25 protein-coding genes are annotated in these 22213 nt (G+C 66.5%); 13 read left to right on the forward strand and 12 right to left on the reverse strand.

The genetic code is table 11. The features are described 5' to 3' along the window. Positions 1-99 precede the first annotated feature (99 nt). Positions 100-1659 (forward strand): glutamine-hydrolyzing GMP synthase, encoded by a 1560-nt coding sequence (gene guaA / locus FVF75_RS10345; RefSeq protein ID WP_148377889.1) that lies wholly within the window; start codon positions 100-102, stop codon positions 1657-1659. Beyond that, positions 1650-2288, forward strand: a complete 639-nt coding sequence (locus tag FVF75_RS10350) for a YdcF family protein (RefSeq protein ID WP_148377890.1) — start codon at positions 1650-1652, stop codon at positions 2286-2288. Before guaA ends, FVF75_RS10350 begins: the two co-directional genes overlap by 10 nt. 22 nt (positions 2289-2310) lie before the next feature. Here FVF75_RS10350 and FVF75_RS10355 read toward each other — a convergent pair whose 3' ends face one another. Beyond that, positions 2311-3201 (reverse strand): capsular polysaccharide synthesis protein, encoded by an 891-nt coding sequence (locus tag FVF75_RS10355; protein ID WP_187393042.1) that lies wholly within the window; start codon positions 3199-3201, stop codon positions 2311-2313. A gap of 192 nt (positions 3202-3393) precedes the next feature. Between FVF75_RS10355 and FVF75_RS10360 the strand changes: the two genes are divergently transcribed. The 8 genes from FVF75_RS10360 (at position 3394) to FVF75_RS10395 (ending at position 10682) form a co-directional block, all read left to right on the forward strand. Next, positions 3394-4311, forward strand: coding sequence for a DMT family transporter (locus FVF75_RS10360; protein WP_148377892.1), 918 nt, complete (start codon positions 3394-3396; stop codon positions 4309-4311). Positions 4312-4359: 48 nt separating this feature from the next. Next, positions 4360-5220, forward strand: coding sequence for an ATPase (locus tag FVF75_RS10365; RefSeq protein WP_148377893.1), 861 nt, complete (start codon positions 4360-4362; stop codon positions 5218-5220). A gap of 40 nt (positions 5221-5260) precedes the next feature. Further along, positions 5261-6202 (forward strand): homoserine O-succinyltransferase, encoded by a 942-nt coding sequence (locus tag FVF75_RS10370; protein WP_148377894.1) that lies wholly within the window; start codon positions 5261-5263, stop codon positions 6200-6202. A gap of 17 nt (positions 6203-6219) precedes the next feature. Next, positions 6220-7209, forward strand: coding sequence for an alpha/beta fold hydrolase (locus FVF75_RS10375; protein WP_148377938.1), 990 nt, complete (start codon positions 6220-6222; stop codon positions 7207-7209). A gap of 35 nt (positions 7210-7244) precedes the next feature. After that, entirely contained in the window at positions 7245-8114 is an 870-nt protein-coding gene (gene ppk2, locus FVF75_RS10380) for a polyphosphate kinase 2 (RefSeq protein WP_148377895.1), read from the forward strand. Positions 8115-8141: 27 nt separating this feature from the next. Beyond that, positions 8142-8771 carry a TetR/AcrR family transcriptional regulator gene (locus tag FVF75_RS10385; RefSeq protein ID WP_148377896.1) on the forward strand — a complete coding sequence of 210 codons (630 nt, stop codon included), beginning with the start codon at positions 8142-8144 and terminating at the stop codon, positions 8769-8771. A gap of 1 nt (position 8772) precedes the next feature. After that, entirely contained in the window at positions 8773-9351 is a 579-nt protein-coding gene (locus tag FVF75_RS10390; protein ID WP_148377897.1) for a CDP-alcohol phosphatidyltransferase family protein, read from the forward strand. A 122-nt stretch (positions 9352-9473) separates the two neighbouring features. Then, positions 9474-10682 carry a patatin-like phospholipase family protein gene (locus tag FVF75_RS10395; RefSeq protein WP_148377898.1) on the forward strand — a complete coding sequence of 403 codons (1209 nt, stop codon included), beginning with the start codon at positions 9474-9476 and terminating at the stop codon, positions 10680-10682. A gap of 35 nt (positions 10683-10717) precedes the next feature. Here FVF75_RS10395 and FVF75_RS10400 read toward each other — a convergent pair whose 3' ends face one another. Genes FVF75_RS10400 through iscR form a run of 10 tightly spaced genes read right to left on the reverse strand, consistent with a single transcriptional unit; the run spans position 10718 to position 18858 of the window. Beyond that, complete coding sequence (locus FVF75_RS10400; RefSeq protein ID WP_148377899.1) at positions 10718-11938, reverse strand: cysteine desulfurase; 1221 nt, start codon at positions 11936-11938, stop codon at positions 10718-10720. Next, positions 11939-12538, reverse strand: coding sequence for a Yip1 family protein (locus tag FVF75_RS10405; protein ID WP_148377900.1), 600 nt, complete (start codon positions 12536-12538; stop codon positions 11939-11941). After that, positions 12535-13014, reverse strand: coding sequence for a YIP1 family protein (locus tag FVF75_RS10410; protein ID WP_148377901.1), 480 nt, complete (start codon positions 13012-13014; stop codon positions 12535-12537). Before FVF75_RS10410 ends, FVF75_RS10405 begins: the two co-directional genes overlap by 4 nt. Continuing rightward, positions 13014-14303, reverse strand: coding sequence for a Fe-S cluster assembly protein SufD (sufD, locus tag FVF75_RS10415; RefSeq protein ID WP_148377902.1), 1290 nt, complete (start codon positions 14301-14303; stop codon positions 13014-13016). Before sufD ends, FVF75_RS10410 begins: the two co-directional genes overlap by 1 nt. Continuing rightward, positions 14303-15058, reverse strand: a complete 756-nt coding sequence (sufC, locus tag FVF75_RS10420; RefSeq protein ID WP_148377903.1) for a Fe-S cluster assembly ATPase SufC — start codon at positions 15056-15058, stop codon at positions 14303-14305. The genes sufD and sufC overlap by 1 nt, the downstream gene beginning before the upstream one ends. 9 nt (positions 15059-15067) lie before the next feature. After that, positions 15068-15379: a heavy metal-binding domain-containing protein gene (locus FVF75_RS10425; RefSeq protein ID WP_148377904.1), complete on the reverse strand. Its 312-nt coding sequence runs from the start codon at positions 15377-15379 to the stop codon at positions 15068-15070. Then, entirely contained in the window at positions 15376-15723 is a 348-nt protein-coding gene (locus FVF75_RS10430; protein ID WP_148377905.1) for a hypothetical protein, read from the reverse strand. Before FVF75_RS10430 ends, FVF75_RS10425 begins: the two co-directional genes overlap by 4 nt. Further along, the gene (sufB, locus tag FVF75_RS10435) at positions 15723-17258 is read right to left on the reverse strand and encodes a Fe-S cluster assembly protein SufB (RefSeq protein WP_148377906.1); all 1536 of its coding nucleotides are present in this window, start codon (positions 17256-17258) and stop codon (positions 15723-15725) included. Before sufB ends, FVF75_RS10430 begins: the two co-directional genes overlap by 1 nt. A 26-nt stretch (positions 17259-17284) precedes the next feature. Next, positions 17285-18331 (reverse strand): cysteine desulfurase family protein, encoded by a 1047-nt coding sequence (locus FVF75_RS10440; protein ID WP_148377907.1) that lies wholly within the window; start codon positions 18329-18331, stop codon positions 17285-17287. Positions 18332-18354: 23 nt separating this feature from the next. Then, entirely contained in the window at positions 18355-18858 is a 504-nt protein-coding gene (gene iscR, locus FVF75_RS10445) for a Fe-S cluster assembly transcriptional regulator IscR (RefSeq protein ID WP_148377908.1), read from the reverse strand. Between the two features lie 144 nt (positions 18859-19002). Between iscR and FVF75_RS10450 the strand changes: the two genes are divergently transcribed. The 3 genes from FVF75_RS10450 (at position 19003) to FVF75_RS10460 (ending at position 20678) form a co-directional block, all read left to right on the forward strand. After that, positions 19003-19656, forward strand: coding sequence for an alpha/beta hydrolase (locus FVF75_RS10450; protein ID WP_148377909.1), 654 nt, complete (start codon positions 19003-19005; stop codon positions 19654-19656). Between the two features lie 10 nt (positions 19657-19666). Further along, entirely contained in the window at positions 19667-19891 is a 225-nt protein-coding gene (locus FVF75_RS10455; RefSeq protein ID WP_148377910.1) for a hypothetical protein, read from the forward strand. A gap of 73 nt (positions 19892-19964) precedes the next feature. Next, positions 19965-20678, forward strand: a complete 714-nt coding sequence (locus FVF75_RS10460; RefSeq protein WP_148377911.1) for a VIT1/CCC1 transporter family protein — start codon at positions 19965-19967, stop codon at positions 20676-20678. Between the two features lie 49 nt (positions 20679-20727). Here FVF75_RS10460 and FVF75_RS10465 read toward each other — a convergent pair whose 3' ends face one another. Then, complete coding sequence (locus FVF75_RS10465) at positions 20728-22206, reverse strand: carboxypeptidase M32 (RefSeq protein ID WP_148377912.1); 1479 nt, start codon at positions 22204-22206, stop codon at positions 20728-20730. Between the last annotated feature and the right edge of the window lie 7 nt (positions 22207-22213).

Here is a 22213-nt window from a genome sequence, read left to right on the forward strand (position 1 = left end):
TGTCTGCCCCCCACGTCCGGGTTGCAAGTTTGGGCGCGTGGGGGGCGCAAACCCCCCATTCAGCCTTGCCAGCCGCGCGGGCGCGTCCTAATCAGCGGCATGACCCAGCATGACCGCCTTCTCATCATCGATTTCGGCAGCCAGGTGACGCAGCTCATCGCGCGGCGCCTGCGTGAACTCAACGTCTATTGCGAAATCCATCCCTACCAGAAGGTCGACGATGCCTTTCTCGATGCCTTCGCGCCCAAGGCGGTGATCTTTTCCGGCGGGCCGGATTCGGTGATGCGCCCCGGCTCGCCGCGGCCGCCGAAATCGGTCTATGAACTGGGCGTGCCGATCCTGGGCATCTGCTATGGCCAGCAGGTGATGATGCAGGACCTTGGTGGCACCGTCGAGGCGGGCGAACACGCCACCGCCGAGTTCGGCCGCGCCTATGTCGAGCCGGCGGGCCGGTCGGACGATTTCCTGTTCGGCTGGTTTCTCGAGGGGCGCGAGCAGGTCTGGATGAGCCACGGCGACCACGTCGCGGCCCTGGCCCCGGGTTTCGAGGTTCTGGGCACCTCGCCCGGCGCGCCCTTCGCGATAGCCGCCGACCCGGCGCGCCGCTTCTATGCCGTCCAGTTCCACCCCGAGGTGCATCACACCCCGAACGGCAGGACGCTTTACGAGAATTTCGTGCGCCTGGCGGGTTTTACCGGCGACTGGACGATGGAGGCCTACCGCGACGAGGCGATCCGGCTGATCCGCGAACAGGTCGGCGACAAGAAGGTCATCTGCGGCCTGTCGGGCGGAGTCGACAGTTCGGTGGCCGCCGTGCTGATCCATGAGGCGATCGGCGAGAACCTGACCTGCGTGTTCGTCGATCATGGCCTTTTGCGTCACAACGAGGCCGACGAGGTGGTGGCGATGTTTCGTGACCACTACAACATCCCCCTGATCCATGCCGAGGAAAGCGAGCTGTTTCTCGGCGCGCTCGAGGGCGTTTCGGACCCCGAGGAAAAGCGCAAGACCATCGGGCGGCTGTTCATCGACGTGTTCCAGAAATACGCGGGCGGCATCGAGGGGGCCGAGTTCCTGGCCCAGGGCACGCTCTATCCCGACGTGATCGAAAGCGTGTCGTTCTCCGGCGGGCCGAGCGTCACCATCAAGAGCCATCACAATGTCGGCGGCCTGCCCGAAAAGATGGGGCTGAAGCTGGTCGAGCCGCTGCGCGAGTTGTTCAAGGACGAGGTGCGCGCGCTGGGGCACGAACTGGGCCTGCCCGCCAGTTTCATCGGCCGCCACCCCTTCCCCGGCCCCGGCCTTGCGATCCGCTGCCCCGGCGAGATCACCCGCGAAAAGCTGGCGATCCTGCGCAAGGCCGACGCGGTCTATATCGACCAGATCCGCCGCCACGGGCTTTACGACGAGATCTGGCAGGCCTTCGTCGCGATCCTGCCGGTGCGCACGGTCGGCGTGATGGGCGACGGACGCACCTACGATTTCGCCTGCGCGCTGCGCGCGGTCACCTCGGTGGATGGCATGACGGCGGACTACTACCCGTTCAGCCACGAGTTCCTAGGCGAGACCGCGACCAGGATCATCAACGAGGTCAAGGGCATCAACCGCGTGACCTATGACATCACCTCGAAACCGCCGGGCACCATCGAGTGGGAGTGATCCGAAAGGGCGCAATCGCCGCCCTGGTGGCGTTCGTGGCAGGAGCGGCGGTGACGCTGGGATCGGCGTATTTCTCGCCGTCCTGCGACAGCATCGCGGGGCGGTTCGACGTTATCGTTGTGCCCGGCGCCGGGTTCGAGGATGGCGATCTGAATGCCGATGCGCGCGACCGGATCGACGCGGCCATCGCGCTGTTTGACCGGGGCGCGGCGCCGCGGTTGCATCTGACGGGCGGCGGCTGGGACGGGATGACCGGGGGCGGGCTGATGCAGGCGCGCGCGGTGGCTGCAGGCATACCCATCGAGGCGATCAGTGCCGAGACCTTGTCGGCCTCGACGCTGCAGAACGCGCTGTTTTCCAAGCCCTTCCTCGAGGATACGCCGCAGATCTTGCTGGTGACCGAGGGTTTTCACGTCTGGCGCGCCTGGCTGAGCTTTTCCTGGGCCGGGCTGACGCCGGAGGTGGCCTGCGCCTCGAGCGCGTTTTCGGTCTATGGCCGGCGCGGCACGATCGTGATGGCGGCCACCGGGTCGGTCAAGCTGTGGGGCAACGCGCTGCGGGCCGGGGTCTGGGGGATTCTGGGGATGATCGGGCTGCAATCGCGGGTGTCCGTCGACATGCTGGCGTGATGCGATTTCGCCCGCCCGCCGGTCAGAACAGCCGATCGGCCAGTGCGGGCGCGATGAGACGCACATCGCGTTCAAGCGCACCAGTGTCGATCCCGATTCTGTAGTTGAGCTTTTGCAGCGGCATTGCCCGGATCAGGTCGACATGCGGGCCGAGATCCGTGCGGTATTTGTAGGCCAGGAACATCAACAGCATCGGGTGGGCGTTGAGGCCGGGCATGTCGACCCAGGCGCGTGCGACGCGGCGGTCGGTGCGATGCAGGTATTCCACGAGGTAATGATACCAGAAATACGGCAGCGGATCGGGGCGGTCGCCGTTCCAGAACCTCTGCACCCTGGCGTCGATCGCCGCGACGACCGCATCGTCCTTGCGCGCGGCCAGAAACCAGCTTGCCATAATCCGGTCGCGGGTTTCGCGCGAAAACGCGAAGAACCCGGTCTGTGTCATGATCTGCAACAACCAGTCGTCCAGCGGGCGCAGCGCAAGCAGGGTCGCATCGGCCCAGACGCCGCCGTGTTGCGCCAGAAGCCGGGTGCGCAGGATGTCGGAATAATGCGCCTCGCGGATGTTGGCCGGCAAGGCGGTTCGGTCGACGATCGTCTGCGCGGCGGTGGCGTCGAGCAGCGTGATCTCCCAGTCGGGGTTCTGAACGCGCCAGCTTTTCGCGCAGATGCGCACCAACTCGGGCGCCTGCTCGAACCCCTTGTCCCAATAGAGATAGACCCGGCGCGGCATGTCGGCGAGGTCGGCCATCGGATACTTCGGCACGCCGAAGCCCGCGTTCTGCAACGGGGTGTCCTTGATTCGGATGAAGTCGTTCAAGCCCAGGCGGCCCTGTGCGAAGCGCAGCCTGCCCCCGAACCTTGTCGGATCGACGATCTTGGGCAATTCGCGGCGCACGTGGCGGAATATCATTTCGGAGTTTTCCCACCTGTCGGGACGGGCAACCGTAGTTGCCGGCCCGGATCGGGTCAAGCCACGGGAAGCCGGCCCGCGTGGCCCCGCGTCGGCCTTTTGCCGGGCCACCGGCATGCGCGGCTGGGCCGGTATCCCACAATGCGCAAATTCCGGGTCGCCTCGCCGTGCGGACCGGGCTAGAGCGGGGGCATGACCCAAGCTTCCCTCTCTCCGCGCGCCTGGTTCCTGATGGCGATGCTCGCCTTCATCTGGGGCGGCAGTTTCCTTGCGACACGCACGCTGCTCGACACCATGGTGCCGTTGCATGTGGTCACGCACCGGGTGCTCTGGGCGACACTGGTTCTGTGGGCCTACGTGCTGTGGCGGCGTTTTCCCTTGCCGCGCGATCCCCGCCTGTGGGGCGCGCTGCTGGTGATGGGGTTTCTCAACAACGCTGTGCCGTTCAGCCTGCAGGCCACGGCCCAGACGAGCATCGAGTCGGGGCTTGCGGGCATCCTCAATGCAAGCGCGGCGATCTTCGGCGTTCTGGTCGCCGCCGCCGTCTTTGCCGACGAGCGCCTGACGGCGCGCAAGATGACCGGCGTGGGGCTGGGCTTTGCCGGGGTGGTGGTGACGATGGGGCCGTCGGCCTTGACCAGCTTCGACCCACGTTCGCTGGCGCAGATGGCGATGCTGGCCTCGACCTTTTCCTATGCGCTGGCCGGGGCCTGGGGGCGCGGGATGCTGGCCGGGATTCGCCCCGAGATCGCGGCACTGGGCATGTTGACCGGGGCAAGCCTGATCATGCTGCCGCTGTCCTGGGTTGTCGAAGGCCCCCTGCCCGTGGCGCTGCCCCTGCCCGCGCTCGCCGCGATCGCCTATTACGCGGTCGTCATCACCGCGGTCGCCTATCTGATCTACTACCGGGTGCTGGCGCTGGCCGGGTCGGGAAACCTCCTGCTGGTCACGCTGCTGGTGGTGCCGGTGGCGGTCGGGCTCGGGGCGCTGGTGCGGGCCGAAACCCTGCCGCCGCGCGCCTTCGCGGGCTTTGCGCTGATCGCGCTGGCGCTGGTGGTGATCGACGGTCGGCTGGTGCGGCGTTTCCGGCAGGCGCGCGATAGGGTTTGACCGCCCGCCCGGCGCTGGCTACCAAACGGCCAGCATGAGGGAGCCGAGATGATCTACCAAAGCGCGGACGACTGGCACAACGCGACCGGCAAGCACGTGCTTTTGTTCGGCATGTCGGGGCTGGGCAAGACCTATCTGTCCAACATCCTGCGCGGCGCGGGCGGGTGGTTTCACTACTCGGTCGATTACCGCATTGGCACGCGCTACATGGGCGAGCACATCGTCGACAACTTCAAGGCCGAGGCGATGAAGAACCCGTTTCTGCGCCGGTTGCTCCTGTCGGATTCGATCTACATCGCGTCCAACATCACCTTCAACAACCTCGCCCCTCTCTCGACCTATCTGGGCAAGCCCGGAGACCCGGACAGGGGCGGCTTGCCGTTTGCCGAATACATGCGCCGGCAGGAATTGCACCGGGCCGCCGAGATTGCCGCGATGCTCGACACCACGCGTTTCATCGACCGGGCGCGGGCGCTTTATGGCTATGACAATTTCGTCTGCGACTCGTCGGGTTCGATCTGCGAGGTGGTGGACCCCGACGATGCCGCCGACCCGGTGCTGACCGAGTTGTCGCAGCACCTTTTGCTGGTCTGGATCGAAGGGTCGGAAGATCACACCGAAGAGCTTGTGCGCCGCTTCACCGCCGCGCCCAAGCCGATGTATTACCAGCCCGAGTTCCTGCACGCCGCCTGGGCCGACTACCTGTCCGACAAGGGCGTGGCCGAGGATCAGGTTGACCCCGACGACTTCATGCGCGCCACCTATGCCCGTGCGCTGGCGCACCGCCAGCCGAGATATGCGGCAATGGCGCGCAACTGGGGGATCAAGGTCGCCGCCGACGATGTCGCCGCCGTGAAGTCGGCTGCGGATTTCGACGCCTTGATCGCGCGCGCCCTTGAGGCCCGCTGACCGCCTGCCTATTTATCCCTAACGCCTTCAAGGACATACGATGCCCATCAAGATCCCCGCCACCCTGCCCGCCTTCAACGTCCTCGACAGCGAGGGCGTGATGGTGATGAGCGAGGATCAGGCGGCGCGCCAGAACATCCGGCCGATGCGGATCGCGCTGCTGAACCTGATGCCCAAGAAGATCGAGACCGAGACCCAGTTTGCCCGGCTGATCGGCGCCACGCCGCTGCAGGTGGAACTGACACTGGTGCGCCCGACCGAACATATCTCGAAAACCACCAGCCAGGCCCATATCGGCGCGCATTACGAACCGTTCCAGGCGGTGAAGGACCAGAAGTTCGACGGCCTCATCATCACCGGCGCCCCGATCGAGCACCTGCCCTATGAGGAAGTGACCTATTGGGACGAGATGGTCGAGATCATGGACTGGACCCGCACCAACGTGCATTCCACCTTCGGCGTGTGCTGGGGCGGGATGGCGATGCTGTATCACTTCCACGGCATCGACAAACACATGCTCGAACACAAGGCGTTCGGGTGCTTTCCGCAACGCAACCTGCAGCCGAAATCACCGTTCCTGCGCGGTTTTTCCGACAATTTCGTCATTCCCGTGAGCCGCTGGACCGAGGTGCGCCAGAGCGACATCGACGCCGACCCCGACCTCGTGACGCTGCTGGGCTCGCCCGAGACCGGGCCGTGCCTGGTCGAGGACGCGGGCCAGCGCGCGCTCTACATCTTCAACCATTTCGAATACGATTCCGACACGCTCAAGAACGAATACGACCGTGACGTGGCCAGGGGCGTGCCGATCAACGTGCCGATGAACTACTACCCCAACGACGACCCCAGCCAGCCGCCATTGAACCGCTGGCGCAGCCACGCGCACCTGTTCATGTCCAACTGGGTCAGCGAAATGTATCTGACCGCGCCGTTCGACATCGACCGGATCGGCCAGGAACGAGAGGATCGGCGCGGCAAATGACCCGACGCGAGGCGGACATGGCACGGCCCGACCGCCGGCACCTGCTGGGCGGCCTTGCGGGGGCGGCGGCGCTGGCCCTTGGCGGCTGCAGCCGGATCGCGGACCGCCGCGAGGAAAGGATCGAGTCCTCGACGCCGCCGGTGGGCCGGATCATGCGGATCAACGGGCGCAACGTGCATGTCTGGGTCGGCGGCCAGGGGCCGGATCTCGTGCTGATCCACGGCGGCGCCTCGAATTTGCGCGACCTGGTCGACGTGCTGGCGCCGCGCCTGACCGACCGCTACCGGGTGATCGCCTTCGACCGGCCCGGCCACGGCTATACCGACCGGGCGTCGGCCTCCTATGAAGGCGTGAACAACACGCGCGGCGAAAGTCCTGCGCAGCAGGCCACGTTGTTGCGGGCGGCAGCGCGCGCGATGGGCGTGGACCGGCCGATCGTGCTGGGCCATTCGGTCGGCGCCTCGGTGGCGCTGGCCTGGGCGATGAAATCGCAGGACGCGGCGGCGGCGCTCGTGCTCTTGTCGGGCGCGGTGATGCCCTATGACGGCGAGTTGCCGCTCTACTACCAGATCAGCGCGACCGAGCTTGGCAACAAGCGCGCCGTGCCCCTGATCACCGCGCTTACCCCGCCGCGATATGTCGAGATCGCCCTGGCCCGCGCCTTTGCCCCGCAAAGCCCGCCGCAGAGTTTCCTCGACCATTCCGGCGTCGACCTGGCGCTCAGGCAGCAAACCATCCGCGCTGGCACGCAGCAGGTGCGCGACCTGCCCGGCTACCTTGCCGAGATGTCGAAACGCTACGCCTCGCTCTACCTGCCGGTCGAGATCGTCTATGGCGACCGTGACCAGATTCTGCCGCCCGAGTTGCAAAGCGTGCCGCTGGCCCGGGCCATACCCAACGCCCGCCTGACCCGGCTGCGCGGCGTGGGCCACATGCCGCACTACGCCGAGACCGCCAGGGTGGTCGACGCCATCGACCGGGCCGCATTGCGCGCGGGCGTCAAATAGCGATACTGGCTCGGACCAGTTGAAAGGCTCTTTTCATGTCCCTTCCGTTCGACGGTGCCATTTCCCGCTACCACGACGAGGCCGCGCCGGCCTGGGTGCGCGAGGCCATCGCCGAAGGCGACAAGAAGGACATCCTGATCGACGATTTCCCTTATGACCGCTGGATGGACAAAAACACCTACAAGGACCGGCTCAAGGCGTTGCAGCTCGAACTGGTGCGCCTTCAGGCCGATGTGAAAGCCACCGGCAAGCGCCTGGTGGCGGTGTTCGAGGGACGCGATGCCGCCGGCAAGGGCGGCACCATCAAGCGCATCCGCGAAAACCTGAACCCGCGCGTCGCCCGGGTCGTGGCCCTGCCCAAACCCTCGGACCGCGAGGCGGGCGAATGGTATTTCCAGCGCTACATCCGCCACCTGCCGACGGCGGGCGAAATCGTGCTGTTCGACCGAAGCTGGTACAACCGCGGCGTGGTGGAAAAGGTGTTCGGCTTTTGCACCGAGGCCGAGCGCGCCGCCTTTTTCCGGCAATTGCCCGACTTCGAGGACATGCTGGTCGACGAGGGCATCCATTTCGTCAAGATCTGGCTCAACGTCTCGCAGCCCGAGCAACTGCGCCGGTTTCTCAAACGCGAACGCGATCCGCTGAAACAGTGGAAACTGTCTTCGATCGACGTCGAGGGGCTGAACCGCTGGGACGCCTATACCGACGCCATCGCCGAGACCTTCGCCGCCTCGCACCGCCCGCACACGCCCTGGACGGTGATCCGTTCGGACGACAAGTATCGCGCCCGTCTGGCGGCGATCCAGACGGTGCTGTCGGGCATCGACTATGCCGGGAAGAACCCGGTTGTGGCACAGGCGCCCGATGCGAAGATCGCCGGCGGGCCGGAGCTTTGGCATGGCTGAGGGGCGCGGCCCCGCCGGGGCGATGTGATGGTGGGGCGGGCCAAGAAACGCGGCTATCACCACGGCAACCTGCGCCAGGCGCTGGTCGACGCGGCACTGGCGCTGATCGAGGAGAAGGGGCCGACCGGGTTCACCTTGTCGGAGGCCGCCAAGGCCGCCGGCGTCACCCCCGCAGCGGTCTATCGCCATTTCGCCGGGCGCGAAGACCTGATCGCCGAGGCCGCGCGCCAGGGCTTCGAGATATTCGCCGACCTGATGGAACATGCCTATGCCAAGGGCCAGCCCTCGGCGCTGGCCTCGCTGGAGGCGACGGGTCGCGCCTACCTGGCGTTCGCGCGCCGGTTTCCGGGCCATTACGTCGCGATGTTCGAAAGCGGCGTGTCGATCAACCGGACCTCGGATTTGTCGCGCGTCGCGGGCCGCGCACTGGGGGTGATCGAGAAGGCGGCGGGCGAGTTGATGACGCAACTGCCCGAGGACAAGCGCCCGCCGGCGCGCATGGTCTCGGCCCACATCTGGGCGCTGGCGCATGGTGTGGTGGAGCTGTTCGGACGCGGTGCGCCGGGCACCAAGTCGCCCTTCCCGCCCGAGGATCTGCTGGAAAGCGGCATCGGCGTCTACCTGCGCGGGCTCGGGCTGATCCACGGGGACGGCTGAGATGCGGGCGGGCCAATCGGTCTGGACGATCTCCAACGCGCTCTCGGCCTATCGCCTCGCGGCGGCGCCGGTGGTGGCCTGGGCGGCGTTGACCGACCTGCGGCTGGCGTTCTCGATCCTGATGCTGGTCAGCCTCGCCACCGATGCCGCCGACGGCATCCTGGCGCGCTGGCTGGGGCAAGAAACCAAACTCGGCGCGCGGCTCGACGCGCTGGCCGACAGCGCCACGCTGATCGCCGGGCTGACCGGGGTGTGGGTGTTCGAGCGTCAGCCGTTCCTGGACGATCCGTTCTGGCTGGGCCTGTTTCTCGGCACGCTGACGCTGGCCACGGCGGTCACGCTGATCCGCTTTGGCCGCCTGCCCGCCTTTCACCTGTGGTCCTTCAAGCTGGCCGACGTTGCGCTGACCCTGTTTTTCGTCACGCTTTTCGTCCACGGCTTCGTGCCCTGGGCCTATGCGCTGTCGATGGGCCTCGCCACCCTCGCCGCCGCCGAGGTGATCGCGGTCGCGTTGGTGGTCGACCGCTTTCGCACCGATCTCAAGGGCCTGTGGTGGGTGATCCGCGCCCGCAGCCGCTGACCGAACAGCGGCACACGCAGTTGTGTCCGGCCCACCGCGTTTACGAACGTGCGCGACGTTTCTAGGATCACGGTATCTGTCTTGCCCGGGGCCGCATTGCGCCAAAGCGTGGGAGACCTACGATGCGCGACAAGGAACCATTGGCGGAGAAAGCCGTTCCCGTCGCAGCCGCCGCTGCCGCGCGACGGGCGATGCTGCCCTATCTCGTGTCGATGATCGCCAGGCGCACGACACCGCCGCGCATCCCCTACAGCCTGGCCGACCAGTTGGCGGCGCGGGTGCCGGGCTATGGCGACATCAGGCTTTATGTCGATGCGCCGGCCCACGAGATCGCGGCCCGGCAGGACGTGTTCCTGCCCGGCTGTGTCGAAGGGGCGCGGCCTGCCGAGTGGCTGGTGCTGTCGTCCGGCGGGGCCGGCGGGGCCTTTGGCGCGGGTGTGCTGAGCGGGTGGAGCGAACACGGCGACCGGCCCCGGTTCGACCTGGTGACCGGGGTCAGCGCCGGCGCGCTGATCGCGCCCTTCGCATTCATCGGGTCGGAGGCCGACGCGGCGCTTGCCAACGTGTTCACCGGCGCCTCGACCGACCGGCTGAACCGCAGCCGTTCACTGATGTCCGGCGTATTCGGCCAAAGCGCGATCCCCGCAGCCCCCTTGCGCGAATTGATCGACGGCCATGTCGATGCCGCCTTTTGCGACCGGATCGCGGCCCGCCACGATCAGGGCGCGCGGCTGTTGATCGTCACCGCAAACCTCGACGCGCAGCGCAACGTGGTCTGGGATCTCGGCGCGATCGCGGCCTCGGGCCAGCCCGACCGGGTGCGGCTGATGGCCGACCTTTTGCAAGCCTCGGCCAGCATTCCCGCGATCCTGCCGCCGGTGCGCATCGCGGTCATCGGCAACGGGGTCGAGTTCGACGAACTGCACGCCGACGGGGGCGTGATGAGCCAGATTTACATGGTGCCGGACGCGCTCTGGACCGATCCGTCGCTTGCCCGTTTGTGCCCCAGGATCAGCACCATCGTGAACGCCGAGATCGCGCCGAGTTTCGCGGTCATCGAGCAACAGTCGATCCGCGTGGCGGAACGCGCGCTGGCCTCGCTGGAGAAATACAACCTGGCCCGCGGGGTCGGCGCGATCGCGGATTTCGCGCGCAGGATCGGGGCGCGTTTCCGGCTGGCCAGCATCGACCAGGCGATCCCGGCCGAGCCGCATCTGCCGTTCGATCCGGTGTTCATGGCGGCCGCCTTCGCGCTTGGGCGCGACAAGGGGCTGTCGGGCAAATGGGAGAACGGGCCGCCGGTCGGAACGGTGCTGCTGGACGGGCAGTAGCGCCGTGCCCCGCCTGCCCGGGGCGGTCGGTCAGGTCAGGAAAACAGCCTGTGGCACAACTCCAGCCCCTCGACCAGCCGGTCGACCTCGGCCTCGGTGTTGTAGAGCGCGAAACTGGCCCGCGCGGTGGCCGGCACGCCCAGATGCTCCATCAGCGGCTGGGCGCAGTGATGGCCTGCACGCACCGCGATGCCCTTCTTGTCGAGGATCGTGGAAATATCGTGAGCATGCGCCCCGCCCTCGACGGTCATCGAAAAGATCGCGGCCTTGCCCGGTGCGTCGCCCTGAATGTTGAGCCAGTTCAACGCCTTGAACCGTTCGCGCGCATAGGAGGCCAGCCGCGCCTCGTGGGCCGCGACGTTGTCCATGCCCAGATCCATCAGGTATTCCAGCGCCACGCCCAACCCGATGGTGGGGACGATGGCCGGGGTGCCGGCCTCGAATTTCATCGGGGGATCGGCGTAGCTGACCGCGTCTTTGGTCACCTCGCGGATCATGTCGCCGCCGCCCATGAAAGGCTGCATCTCGGCCAGACGCTCGGCGCGCACATAGATCGCGCCGGAGCCGGAGGGGCCATAGAGCTTGTGGCCGGTGATCGGATAGAAATCCGCCCCGATGTCCTGCACGTCGACCTTCATGTGCACGGCCCCTTGCGAGCCGTCGACCAGCACCGGCACGCCCTTGTCATGCGCACCCGCGACGATGGTTTTCACGTCCACCACCGTGCCCAGCACGTTCGAGCAATGGGTGACCGCCACCAGCCTGGTGCGCGGCGTGATCGCGGCCAGCACCTTGGCCGGGTCGAGGCTGCCGTCGGGCTCGGGATCGACCCAGACCAGCCGCACGCCCTGACGTTCGCGCAGGAAATGCCAGGGCACGATGTTGGCGTGATGCTCCATCGTCGACAGCACGATCTCGTCGCCCTCGACCATCCGGGGCGCGGCCCAGGAATAGGCGACCATGTTGATGCCTTCGGTGGTGCCCGAGTTCAGGATGATCTCGTCCTCGGAGCCGGCGTTCAGAAACCGCGCGATGATCCCGCGCACCGCCTCGTAGCGGTCGGTGGACAGGTTGGAAAGGTAGTGCAAGCCCCGGTGAACATTGGCATATTCATTGTCGTAACCGCGGGTGACCGCGTCGATCACCGCCTGCGGCTTCTGCGCCGAGGCGCCGTTGTCGAGATAGGTCAGCGGCTGGCCGTTCACCTCGCGCGCGAGAATCGGGAAATCCGCCCGCACCTTGTTCACGTCATACATTCAGAATTCTCCAGGTCTCGTGTCCGCGCCGATCCCGATCATCGCCAGCACCACCGACATCACCACGACCATCGCGAAAATCGTCAGGATGATCCCGAGAAACACCATCCCGGGCGAGCGGAACTCGTGCATCTCGGCAATGAAATGGGTCAGAATCCAGAACCCCAAGGTGCCGCCCATGATCCACAGAAGCGTTGCCATCATCGGGGCAAACAGGCCGAAGAACAGCACCCCGATCTCGACGATCAACAGCACGAATTGCAGCCAGATCACCGTCAGGATCGCGTCCTTGAACAGGCCGGTGCCGCCCGCCATGCGCCCGACCCAGTAGATCGCGAACACGGTCATGACCGAGATCGACGCCTCCGACACCGCCAGCAGCATCGGGTTGGAAAACAGCGGCCCCATCAGGTCGGGGTCGACCGGGAACAGGATCGACGAGATCACGCCCATGAAGGACGACGCGACCAGGATCAGCGCCAGAACCTGCCACAGCACCGCGCGCGGATAGGCCAGCGCGAACAGGTCTCGCGCCACCTTGCGCGGTTCGGGCACGGTTTGCAGCGCCATGCCGAAAAGAGTGCCCCAATCGAAGATCATGCCCATTCCGCCGCCCAGAGGTTGAGCGACCAATGGACCAGAAAGGCGGTGAGTGCAACGACCCCCACGAGGTCGAGCTGCACCCCGGGCCCGATCAGCCCCGCCACCATCCCGTGAAGCAGCCACAGCGGGCTGGCCACCAGCAGCGCCCAGAACAGCGCGAACCGCGCGCCGTAACCGGTGCCTTTGCCGCCGGCGATCCTGGCCAGCAGATGGGTCAGCGTGCCAAGCGCATAGGCCGCCAGCGGCACGATGAACAGCCAGGCCAACAACGCCCCGCCGATCAGCGGCTGAAATTCGGCCCCGGTTTCAAAGGCTTCGCGTTGCAGGCGTGGCCATTGCGCCACGAAGATCAGCCCGCAGGCCGCCATCAGCACCACCAGCGCACGGTCTTCGCGCACGCCCTGCCCCAGCCGCGCCCGGAACACCGCCCCGGGCGCGCGGTAGGCGCGCAGGATGTCGCCGGCGACCGACATCAGCCCCGGCGGCGTTTGAGCCAGGCGTCGAGCCGCCCGGTGATGTCGTCGGCGATGGCCTCGTCCTCGATTTCCTCGATCGTATCGGCAAGGAAGGCCAGCACCAGAAGGTCGGTGGCGATATGTTCCGGCATCCCCCGCGAGCGCAGGTAGAACAGCGCGGTCTCGTCGATCGCCCCCGAGGTCGAGCCGTGCGAACAGACCACGTCGTCGGCGTAGATTTCCAGCTCCGGCTTGGCCAGGAAGGTCGAATCCTCGTCGAGCAGAAGCGATTGCGACTTCTGATAGCCATCGGTCTTCTGCGCATCGGGCTTGACCAGGATCTTGCCCTGAAAGACACCCACCGCGCCGTTGCGCAGAACCTTCTTGAACACCTGCCGGCTTTCGCAGCGCTGGGCGTCATGGGTGACGAACACGGTGTCGTCATGGTGGAAATCGCCGTCCCCCATCGCCGCCCCCGCGACATGCGCGACCGCGTCGTCGCCCAGCATCTCGATCACGCATTCGTTGCGCGTCAGCCGCCCGTTGACGGTGAGGGTGAAGCTCTTGAACACCGATTCCGTGCCGAGGCGGGTGAAGATATGCGTGACCGCCTGGCGTTCGTGGTCACGCCCCTGGGCGCGGACGTGGTGGAAGGCGGCCCCGTCGGCAACCTCGACCTCCAGCACGTTGTTGAAGCGCGCCGCCGCCGGGCCGTCTTCGAGCAGGGTCAGGTCGGCCCCGGCCTCAAGCTTGACGACATGGTGCAGCACCGCGTCCGAGGTGGCGTTTTCGTGGCGGTAGATCAGGCTGACGGGTCGCGCCGCCTTTCCGGTCACCCGGATCATAACGCCATCGCTGGCATAGGCGGTGTTGAGCGCGCCGAAAGGCCGCGCCACCGGGGTCTGGCCGCGCGCCTCGAGCACGCCGTAGACATCGCGCGCCCAGTGGATATCGGTCCGGGCCGCATCCGCCAGCCGCTCGATCTCGATCCCGGCCATGTCCAGCGGGTCGGATTGCGCCGGGTCGAATACCCCGTCGACGAACACGATCTTCAGCCGGTCTATGGCATGAAACACCGGCGCCTCGTCGTCCTGCGGCAGCATTGCGGCAGGCGCAGGATCGGCGGCGTTCAGGCTGTCGGGCCGGGTGAAGCGCCAATATTCGTCGCGCCGCCCCGGCAGGCCCATCGCCTCGAGCCGGGTCAGCGCGGCCTTGCGCGCCTCGGTGATCCAGGCGCCGCCCTCGGGCAGGCCGGCCCCGTCCAGGCGCAGCGCCAGCGCGTCGGGTTTTTCAAGTGCCTGGGCCATCATGCCATCTCCGCAAGAATGCCGGCATAGCCGTTGTGCTCGACCTCGAGCGCCAGTTCCGGCCCGCCCGACTTGACGATGCGGCCATCGGCCATGATGTGCACCACGTCCGGCTTGATGTGGTCGAGCAGGCGTTGATAGTGGGTGATGACCAGGAACGCCCGGCCCTTGTCGCGCAGCGCGTTCACGCCCTCCGACACCAGCTTCATCGCGTCGACATCCAGCCCCGAGTCGGTCTCGTCGAGAATGCACATGCGCGGCTCGAGCATCGCCATCTGCAGGATCTCGTTGCGCTTCTTCTCGCCGCCGGAAAAGCCGACGTTGACCGGGCGTTTGAGCATCTCGGCGTCGATCTTGAGCGCCTTGGCCTTCTCGCGGATCATCTTGAGAAAGTCGGTGGCGCTGAGTTCCTCTTCGCCCCGCGCCTTGCGCTGCGAATTCAGCGCAGTGCGCAGGAAGGTCATGTTGCCGACGCCAGGGATCTCGACGGGGTATTGAAAGGCCAGAAACAGGCCCGCCGCCGCGCGCTCGTCCGGCTCGAGGTCGAGCAGGTCCTGGCCCTCGAGCGTGGCGCTGCCCTCGGTCACGACATAGCCGTCCTTGCCCGACAGCACATAGGACAGGGTCGACTTGCCCGAGCCGTTCGGCCCCATGATGGCATGCACGGCACCGGCAGGGACTTCCAGGTCGACGCCCTTGAGGATCTGCTTGTCCTCTTCCTCAAGTTTGACGTGCAGGTTGTTGATCTTGAGCATGTTTCTCTCCTACTCGACTGTGACGGCCGTGCCCGAGGCAGACACCATCAGCATGTTGTTGATGACCTCGTAGTCGAGGTCGACGCCGACGACGGCGTTGCCGCCCATCGCCCGCGCGCGGTCTTGCATTTCGCCAAGCGCGGTTTCGCGCGCCCGGCCGAGTTCCTTTTCGTAGGCGCCCGAGCGGCCGCCGACGATGTCGCGCACCCCGGCAAAGAGGTCGCGGAAGATGTTGGCGCCCAGGATCGCCTCGCCGACGACGATGCCGTGATAGGCGGTGATGGATTTGCCCTCGACGGAAGGCGTGGTCGTGACGATCATTCTGCGTCCTTTCCCGGTGCGCCCCGTGTTCCCGACGCACCCCCGATCTCGTTTTCGGTGCGCGCCTTGACCAGTTGAACCAGCATCAGCGTCAGCCAGCCCCAGACCACGAACAGCGCAAGCCCGAAGGCGATCTCGCCCAGCCAGGCCTTGCTTGGCGCGATCCAGCCGGCGGCGACCAGTTCCGCGACGATCTCGTCATGCGCCATCGACAGCACGAACACCAACACGAAGGTGAGGATCAGAAGCGTCAGCCGCCGCGTGCCGGGGCGCAGGCGCCCCGGGTGGCCCAGCACCGGCGCCAGCCTCGGCCGGGCCGGTTGGTTCCGGCGCTTGGCGGCCATCACCCCACGCTGCCTTCCAGCGAGATCGCGACAAGCTGTTGCGCTTCCATCGCGAACTCCATCGGCAGGGCCTGCAGCACCTCCTTGGCGAACCCGTTGACGATCAGCGCCACGGCGGCCTCTTCGCCCATGCCGCGCTGCTGGCAATAGAACATCTGGTCCTCGTCGACCTTCGAGGTGGTGGCCTCGTGCTCGACCCGCGACGAGTTGTTCTTGACTTCGATGTAAGGCACCGTATGCGCGCCGCATTTGTCACCGATCAGCAGGCTGTCGCACTGGGTGAAGTTGCGGCTGTTCTTGGCCTTGGGATGGATCGAGACCAGCCCGCGATAGGTGTTCTGCGCCCGGCCAGCCGAGATGCCCTTGGACACGATCCGCGACTTGGTGTTGCGGCCGAGGTGGATCATCTTGGTGCCGGTGTCGGCCTGCTGGAAGTTGTTGGTGATGGCGATGGAATAGAACTCGCCCTGGCTGTCGTCGCCGCGCAGGATGCAGGACGGGTATTTCCACGTCACCGCCGAGCCGGTTTCCACCTGCGTCCACATCACCTTGGCGCGATCGCCGCGGCAATCGGCGCGCTTGGTGACGAAGTTATAGATCCCGCCCTTGCCGTTCTCGTCGCCGGGGAACCAGTTCTGCACGGTCGAGTATTTCACCTCGGCATCGTCGAGGATGACGATCTCGACCACCGCCGCGTGAAGCTGCGCGACATCGCGCTTGGGCGCGGTGCAGCCTTCGAGATAGCTGACATAGCTGCCCTTGTCGGCGATGATCAGGGTGCGCTCGAACTGGCCGGTGTTCTCGGCGTTGATGCGGAAATAGGTCGACAATTCCATCGGGCAGCGCACACCCGGCGGGATGTAGACGAACGAGCCGTCGGAAAACACCGCCGAGTTCAGCGTGGCATAGAAGTTGTCGGACTGCGGCACGACCGAACCAAGGTATTTCCTGACCAGTTCAGGATGTTCGCGGATCGCCTCGGAGATCGAGCAGAAGATCACCCCGGCGGCCTTCAGCTCCTTCTGGAACGTGGTCCCGACCGAGACGGAATCGAACACCGCATCGACCGCCACCTTGCGCTCGGAATTGGCGCCGTCGGCGGGCACTTCGCCCGCGCCCTCGACCCCGGCAAGGATCATCTGTTCCTTGAGCGGAATGCCGAGTTTCTCATAGGTGGCCAGCAGCTTGGGATCGACCTCGTCCAGCGACTTGGGCTTGACCTGCATGCTTTTCGGACGGGCGTAGTAATACTGGTCCTGAAAGTCGATCTCGGGATAGTCGACCATCGCCCAGGCGGGCTCGGTCATCTTGAGCCAGCGCCGGTAGGCCTCGAGCCGCCATTCGGTCATCCACTCGGGCTCTTCGTTCTTCTGGCTGATCAGCCGCACGATATCCTCGGTCAGCCCCTTGGGGGCGTATTCCATCTCGATATCGGTTTCCCAGCCGTATTTGTAGCGCTTGCCCAGCGAGCGCACGGCCTCGACGGTATCTTTCTCGACGCCTTCCTTGACGCCTGCGTCCTTGATCTCAGCCATCGTCTGCCTTTCCTTCGTCTCGCCCGTCACACCTGCGCGCGGGCGCGAAACTTGTCGTGTTCCCTCAGCCAGGCCGTGGCGAAATCCACCACCTCGGCCTCCGTCGTCAGCGGCCCCAGCGAAACGCGCAGCGCCGATGCTGCCTCGGTCTCGTCATAGCCCATCGCGCGCAACACGCGGCTGGGCCTGACCTTGCCGGATGAACAGGCGGAGCCTGCCGAAACGGCAAACCCCGCCAAGTCCATCACCATCACCTGGGTCTCCCCTTTCCACCCCGGCGTGATGAAACACGAGGTGTTGGGAAGCCTGTTCGCGTCTTTCCCGACAAAAATAGTCTCTTTTGCCGCCGCGGACAATGTCTTTTCTAGAATATTTCTAAGTTTTTCGACTTTTCCCGCCGCGCCAGCCTCAAGATCGCGCATCGCCGCCTCGGCCGCCGCGCCGAAACCGGCGATGCCGATGACGTTCTCGGTGCCGGATCGGCGGCCCATTTCCTGCCCGCCGCCGGTGATCCGCGCCTCAACGTCCAGCCCGCGCTTGAGGATCAGCGCGCCCACGCCTTTCGGCCCGCCGATCTTGTGGGCCGAGACAATTGCCATGTCGGCGCCGGACCAGTTGAAGGCGAACGGGATCTTGCCGAACGCCTGCGTCGCGTCGGTCAGCGCCAGGCCCTCGGGCAGGTTCTGGATGATGCCGGTCTCGCTGTTGGCCAGTTGCACCGCGGCGCGGGCCGGATCGGGCACCGTCACTTGCCCGGCGCGATCGGTGGCCAGCACCGCCTCGCACCAGCTTGCCACCGCGTCGTGCTCGACCGGCGAACAGGCGATGCCGCGCCCGGCCAGCGCCAGCGCCGCGGCTTCGGTCGCGGACGAGGTGAACACCACGTCGGCCCCCTCGGCCCCGACCGCCGCGGCCACCTTGCGGCGCGCGGTCTCGACGATGCCCTTGGCCGTGCGGCCCTCGGCGTGAACGCTGGACGGGTTGCCGATGGCGTCCATCGCCGCCAGCATCGCGGCCCGGGCCTCGGGGCGCAGCGGCGCGGTGGCGTTCCAGTCGAGATAGACGCGGGCCATAGGCCGCTCCTTCGCTTGGCGGGTCAGATCGCGGGATCGGCTTCGGGGGTGGCGGCCTCGGACTCATCGGCTTCGTCGACGATCTGGAACAGCCCCGGCACCGCCGGGCACGGCGCCAGTTCGTTGTGCACCACATCCGACAACCGGGTCTGGTGCAGGAACACATAGACCTGGGCCGAAAAGCTCTCCCACAGCCGGTTGGTCAGCGATTGCGCCTTCGAGCCCGAGATCGCGCCCGAGGCCCCTGCCCCGGTGTGCATCGCGCTCACCGTCTCGTCGACCGCTTCCAGCACGTCCGACACCCGGATCTCGGCGCAGGGCCGGGCCAGGCGATAGCCGCCGCCGGGTCCGCGCACGCTTTCCACCAGCCCGGCGCGGCGAAGCTTGACGAACAGTTGTTCGAGGTAGGGCAGCGAAATATGCTGGCGCTTGGACAGATCGGTCAGCGAGGACAACGCCCCGTCCGGCTGCAACGCCAGATCGACCAGCGCCACCATGGCATAGCGTCCCTTGGTCGAAAGCTTCATCGCCTTACCCTTTCAAAACATTGACGGCGGGCACGCCCGCCATTAGTTGAACCAAGACGCCTCCCCGGACCCCGGGGCGGTTTACCTATTAGTTTGCCCGATTATTTTCGTCAAGAAATCGGGGCAAGGAGAGACCGTGACCAAATGCCCGAGGTGATTTTTCCCGGCCCCGAAGGCCGGCTTGAAGGCCGCTACCACGCCCACCGGGAAAAGGACGCGCCGATCGCGATCGTGCTGCATCCTCATCCGCAGTTCGGCGGCACCATGAACAACAAGGTCGTCTACAACCTGCACTACGCCTTTCACAACATGGGCTTCAACGTGCTCAGGTTCAACTTCCGCGGTGTCGGGCGCAGCCAGGGCGAATACGATCAGGGCGTCGGCGAACTCAGCGATGCCGCCTCGGCGCTCGACTATCTCCAGTCGATGAACCAGAACGCCAAGCATTGCTGGGTCGCGGGCTTTTCCTTCGGGGCCTGGATCGGCATGCAGCTTCTGATGCGCCGGCCCGAGATCACCGGCTTCATCTCGGTGTCGCCGCCGGCCAACATGTATGATTTCTCGTTCCTCGCGCCCTGCCCGGCCTCGGGCCTGATCATCAACGGCACCGCCGACCGCGTGGCACCGCCCGCCGATACCGACGCGTTGGTGGAAAAGCTGCATGAACAGAAGGGCATCACCGTGACCCATACCGAGATCGAGGGGGCCGGGCATTTCTTCGAGAACGACAAGATGGATCAGATGATCGCCACCGTCGACACCTATGTCCGCCGCCGCCTGACCGAAACCACCCGCTGAGGATCGCGCGATGGATATCCTGAACCAGGTGGCCGACAAACTGGCCCAGGAAGTGCTCGAGGTCGAGCGCGAGACCGGTGACGAAGACATCGTCGACGAGGTCAAGAAGACCATCGGCGCCTCGTCGACCACGCTGGAAGAAGCCTATATGACCGCCGTCCGGGTGCGCCGCGCCGAGGCGCGGGCCCGAGCGCTGATCGAGGACATCCGCCGGGTCGGGCGCCAGAAGGGCTGAGCCTGCGGCAACGGGCCGCAGGCCGTGCGCGGGTCGCGCGGCTATCGTCGCGGCACAAAACGGAGCCCCTCCCATGCCGATGACCGCCGCCCGCGACACGATTCGCGACTACCTCAAACAGATCGTCTATGGTGGTAACGACGGCATCATCACCACCTTCGCCGTGGTCGCGGGATTTGCCGGCGCCGAGGCGCAGGGCACCGCCGCGATCGGGACGCTTGCGGTGGTGATCTTCGGCATCGCCAACCTGGCCGCGGACGGCGTCAGCATGGGGCTGGGCGAATTCCTGTCGGGGCGCTCGAACCGCGACCTCTACGCCACCCGCCACGTCGAGGCGGAACAGATCGCCAGCGCCAACCCCGACGCCGCCGCCGACCGCCTTGCCGAGCATCTGATCGGTCAGGGGCTGGCCGTCGAGGACGCCCGCCACACCGCCGACCACCTTGCCACCAGCCCCACCCTGATGGCCGACCTCAGCCTGCGCTACGATCACGGCATGGAGGCGCCCGAGGCCCATAACCTGGGCATGCGCGCGCTGATGACCTTCCTGTCCTTCATCGCGTTCGGCGCGATCCCGATCCTGCCCTTCATCGTCGCGTCCGAAACCGCGGCGACGGCCGGCATCTCGGTTCTGGCCACGGCGACGGCGTTGACGCTTCTCGGGGTGCTGCGCTGGTCGGTCACGCGTGAGACCCTCGTGCGCTGCGTCGGCGAGACCCTGGCGGTCGGTGGGTTCTGCGCCGCGCTCGCCTACGGCGCCGGCCACCTGGTCGCCGGATTCGGATAGGCGCGGCGTTGCGCTGTCGTCACCACTTTATGGCCGGGCCACTGGCCGATCAGAGGCGGTAAACCTCGGCGAATTTCGCGTCGAGGTAGTCGAGCAGCGGTGCCTCGCTCGGGGGGGTGCCGCAAGCGCGTTCGATCAGGTCTTTCGGCTCGTGCAGCCCACCGGGCCGCTGCACATTGGCGGCAAGCCAGGCTGTGACCGACGCCACCTCGCCGCGGACCAGCCGGGCCTCGAGATCCGGCGTGGCCCTGGCAAGGGCCTGCATCAGGCAGCCGGCATAGACATTGCCCAGCGCATAGGTCGGGAAATAGCCGAACAGCCCCACCGACCAGTGCACATCCTGCAACACGCCATTGGCCGGATTGTCGACCTCGACGCCGAAATCGGCGGCGAAACGCGAGTTCCAGGCCTCTTCGAGGTCGTCCATCGCCAAATCGCCCGCGATCATGCGCCGTTCGAGATCGAAACGCAGCATGATGTGCAGGTTATACTGGATCTCGTCGGATTCGGTGCGGATGAAGCCGGGATGCACCCGGTTGGCGGCACCCCAGAACGCCTCGGCATCCGGTGCGGACAGATCGCCGAAGGCCGCGCGGTAGCGGTCGAACAGCCAGCCGGTGAAGGCGCGCGAGCGGCCGATCTGGTTCTCGTAGAGGCGGCTCTGGCTTTCGTGCACACCCATCGACACGCCCTCGCCCAGCGGCGTCAGCAGATAGTCGGGGTCGATGTTCTGCTCATAGCAGGCGTGCCCGGTCTCGTGGATGGTGGAATAGGTGCAGTTGAACGGGTCATCCGGGTTGGTGCGGGTGGTGATGCGCACGTCAAGCCCGGAGCCCGAGGAAAACGGGTGCACCGCCTTGTCGAGACGGCCGTGGCGCATGTCGTAGCCGAAGCTGCGCGCCAGGGCGCGGGCCAGCTTCATCTGCGCCTTTTCGTCGAAGGTTCCCTTCAGTGGCGCGGGCTGGTGCGCGGCCCCCATCACCCGGTCGCGCAGCGCCACCAGGCGCGGGCGCAGGGCATCGAACATCGCCTGCAATTCGGCCCCGGTCGCGCCCGGCTCGTAGTCGTCAAGCAGCGCGTCATAGGTGTCGCCGCCGTCGGCCAGCGCCGCCGCCTCGTCGCGCTTCAGGGCCACAACCTTCGCCAGCACCGGCGCGAAGGCCGTGAAGTCGCTGGCGGCGCGGGCCTCGGCCCAGACGCGTTGGGCGCTGGAGGTGACGCGCGCGATCTCGCCGGCCAGTTTCACCGGCACCCGGCTGGTGCGCTCGAACCGGCGGCGGATGTGGCGCAGGTTGGCGCGGCCGACCTCGTCCAGCGCCGTCTCGTCGATCTCGTCCAGCCAGTTGCCGACCCGCGGATCGGTGCGCCTGGCGTGCAGAACGTGTTCCAGCGCCTCGCTCTCCTCGGCGCGTTGCGGCGCGGCACCGTCGGGCATCACGGTTTCCTGGTCCCAGGCCAGCCGGCCGGCGATCTGACCAAGCGCGCGGGTCTGGCGCTCATGCGCCATCAGGTCGTCATAGGCCGTCATCGGCTGT

This window comes from Maritimibacter fusiformis (assembly GCF_008086115.1).
Classification (GTDB): domain Bacteria; phylum Pseudomonadota; class Alphaproteobacteria; order Rhodobacterales; family Rhodobacteraceae; genus Muriiphilus; species Muriiphilus fusiformis.

Coding starts and splice junctions, on each gene's coding strand:
- guaA (WP_148377889.1), top strand. CDS start 100: ATGACCCAGCATGACCGCCTTCTCATCATCGATTTCGGCAGCCAGGTG.
- FVF75_RS10355 (WP_187393042.1), bottom strand. CDS start 3,201: ATGATATTCCGCCACGTGCGCCGCGAATTGCCCAAGATCGTCGATCCG.
- FVF75_RS10360 (WP_148377892.1), top strand. CDS start 3,394: ATGACCCAAGCTTCCCTCTCTCCGCGCGCCTGGTTCCTGATGGCGATG.
- FVF75_RS10365 (WP_148377893.1), top strand. CDS start 4,360: ATGATCTACCAAAGCGCGGACGACTGGCACAACGCGACCGGCAAGCAC.
- FVF75_RS10370 (WP_148377894.1), top strand. CDS start 5,261: ATGCCCATCAAGATCCCCGCCACCCTGCCCGCCTTCAACGTCCTCGAC.
- FVF75_RS10375 (WP_148377938.1), top strand. CDS start 6,220: ATGGCACGGCCCGACCGCCGGCACCTGCTGGGCGGCCTTGCGGGGGCG.
- ppk2 (WP_148377895.1), top strand. CDS start 7,245: ATGTCCCTTCCGTTCGACGGTGCCATTTCCCGCTACCACGACGAGGCC.
- FVF75_RS10385 (WP_148377896.1), top strand. CDS start 8,142: ATGGTGGGGCGGGCCAAGAAACGCGGCTATCACCACGGCAACCTGCGC.
- FVF75_RS10390 (WP_148377897.1), top strand. CDS start 8,773: ATGCGGGCGGGCCAATCGGTCTGGACGATCTCCAACGCGCTCTCGGCC.
- FVF75_RS10395 (WP_148377898.1), top strand. CDS start 9,474: ATGCGCGACAAGGAACCATTGGCGGAGAAAGCCGTTCCCGTCGCAGCC.
- FVF75_RS10400 (WP_148377899.1), bottom strand. CDS start 11,938: ATGTATGACGTGAACAAGGTGCGGGCGGATTTCCCGATTCTCGCGCGC.
- FVF75_RS10405 (WP_148377900.1), bottom strand. CDS start 12,538: ATGATCTTCGATTGGGGCACTCTTTTCGGCATGGCGCTGCAAACCGTG.
- FVF75_RS10410 (WP_148377901.1), bottom strand. CDS start 13,014: ATGTCGGTCGCCGGCGACATCCTGCGCGCCTACCGCGCGCCCGGGGCG.
- sufD (WP_148377902.1), bottom strand. CDS start 14,303: ATGGCCCAGGCACTTGAAAAACCCGACGCGCTGGCGCTGCGCCTGGAC.
- sufC (WP_148377903.1), bottom strand. CDS start 15,058: ATGCTCAAGATCAACAACCTGCACGTCAAACTTGAGGAAGAGGACAAG.
- FVF75_RS10425 (WP_148377904.1), bottom strand. CDS start 15,379: ATGATCGTCACGACCACGCCTTCCGTCGAGGGCAAATCCATCACCGCC.
- FVF75_RS10430 (WP_148377905.1), bottom strand. CDS start 15,723: ATGGCCGCCAAGCGCCGGAACCAACCGGCCCGGCCGAGGCTGGCGCCG.
- sufB (WP_148377906.1), bottom strand. CDS start 17,258: ATGGCTGAGATCAAGGACGCAGGCGTCAAGGAAGGCGTCGAGAAAGAT.
- FVF75_RS10440 (WP_148377907.1), bottom strand. CDS start 18,331: ATGGCCCGCGTCTATCTCGACTGGAACGCCACCGCGCCGCTGCGCCCC.
- iscR (WP_148377908.1), bottom strand. CDS start 18,858: ATGAAGCTTTCGACCAAGGGACGCTATGCCATGGTGGCGCTGGTCGAT.
- FVF75_RS10450 (WP_148377909.1), top strand. CDS start 19,003: ATGCCCGAGGTGATTTTTCCCGGCCCCGAAGGCCGGCTTGAAGGCCGC.
- FVF75_RS10455 (WP_148377910.1), top strand. CDS start 19,667: ATGGATATCCTGAACCAGGTGGCCGACAAACTGGCCCAGGAAGTGCTC.
- FVF75_RS10460 (WP_148377911.1), top strand. CDS start 19,965: ATGCCGATGACCGCCGCCCGCGACACGATTCGCGACTACCTCAAACAG.
- FVF75_RS10465 (WP_148377912.1), bottom strand. CDS start 22,206: ATGACGGCCTATGACGACCTGATGGCGCATGAGCGCCAGACCCGCGCG.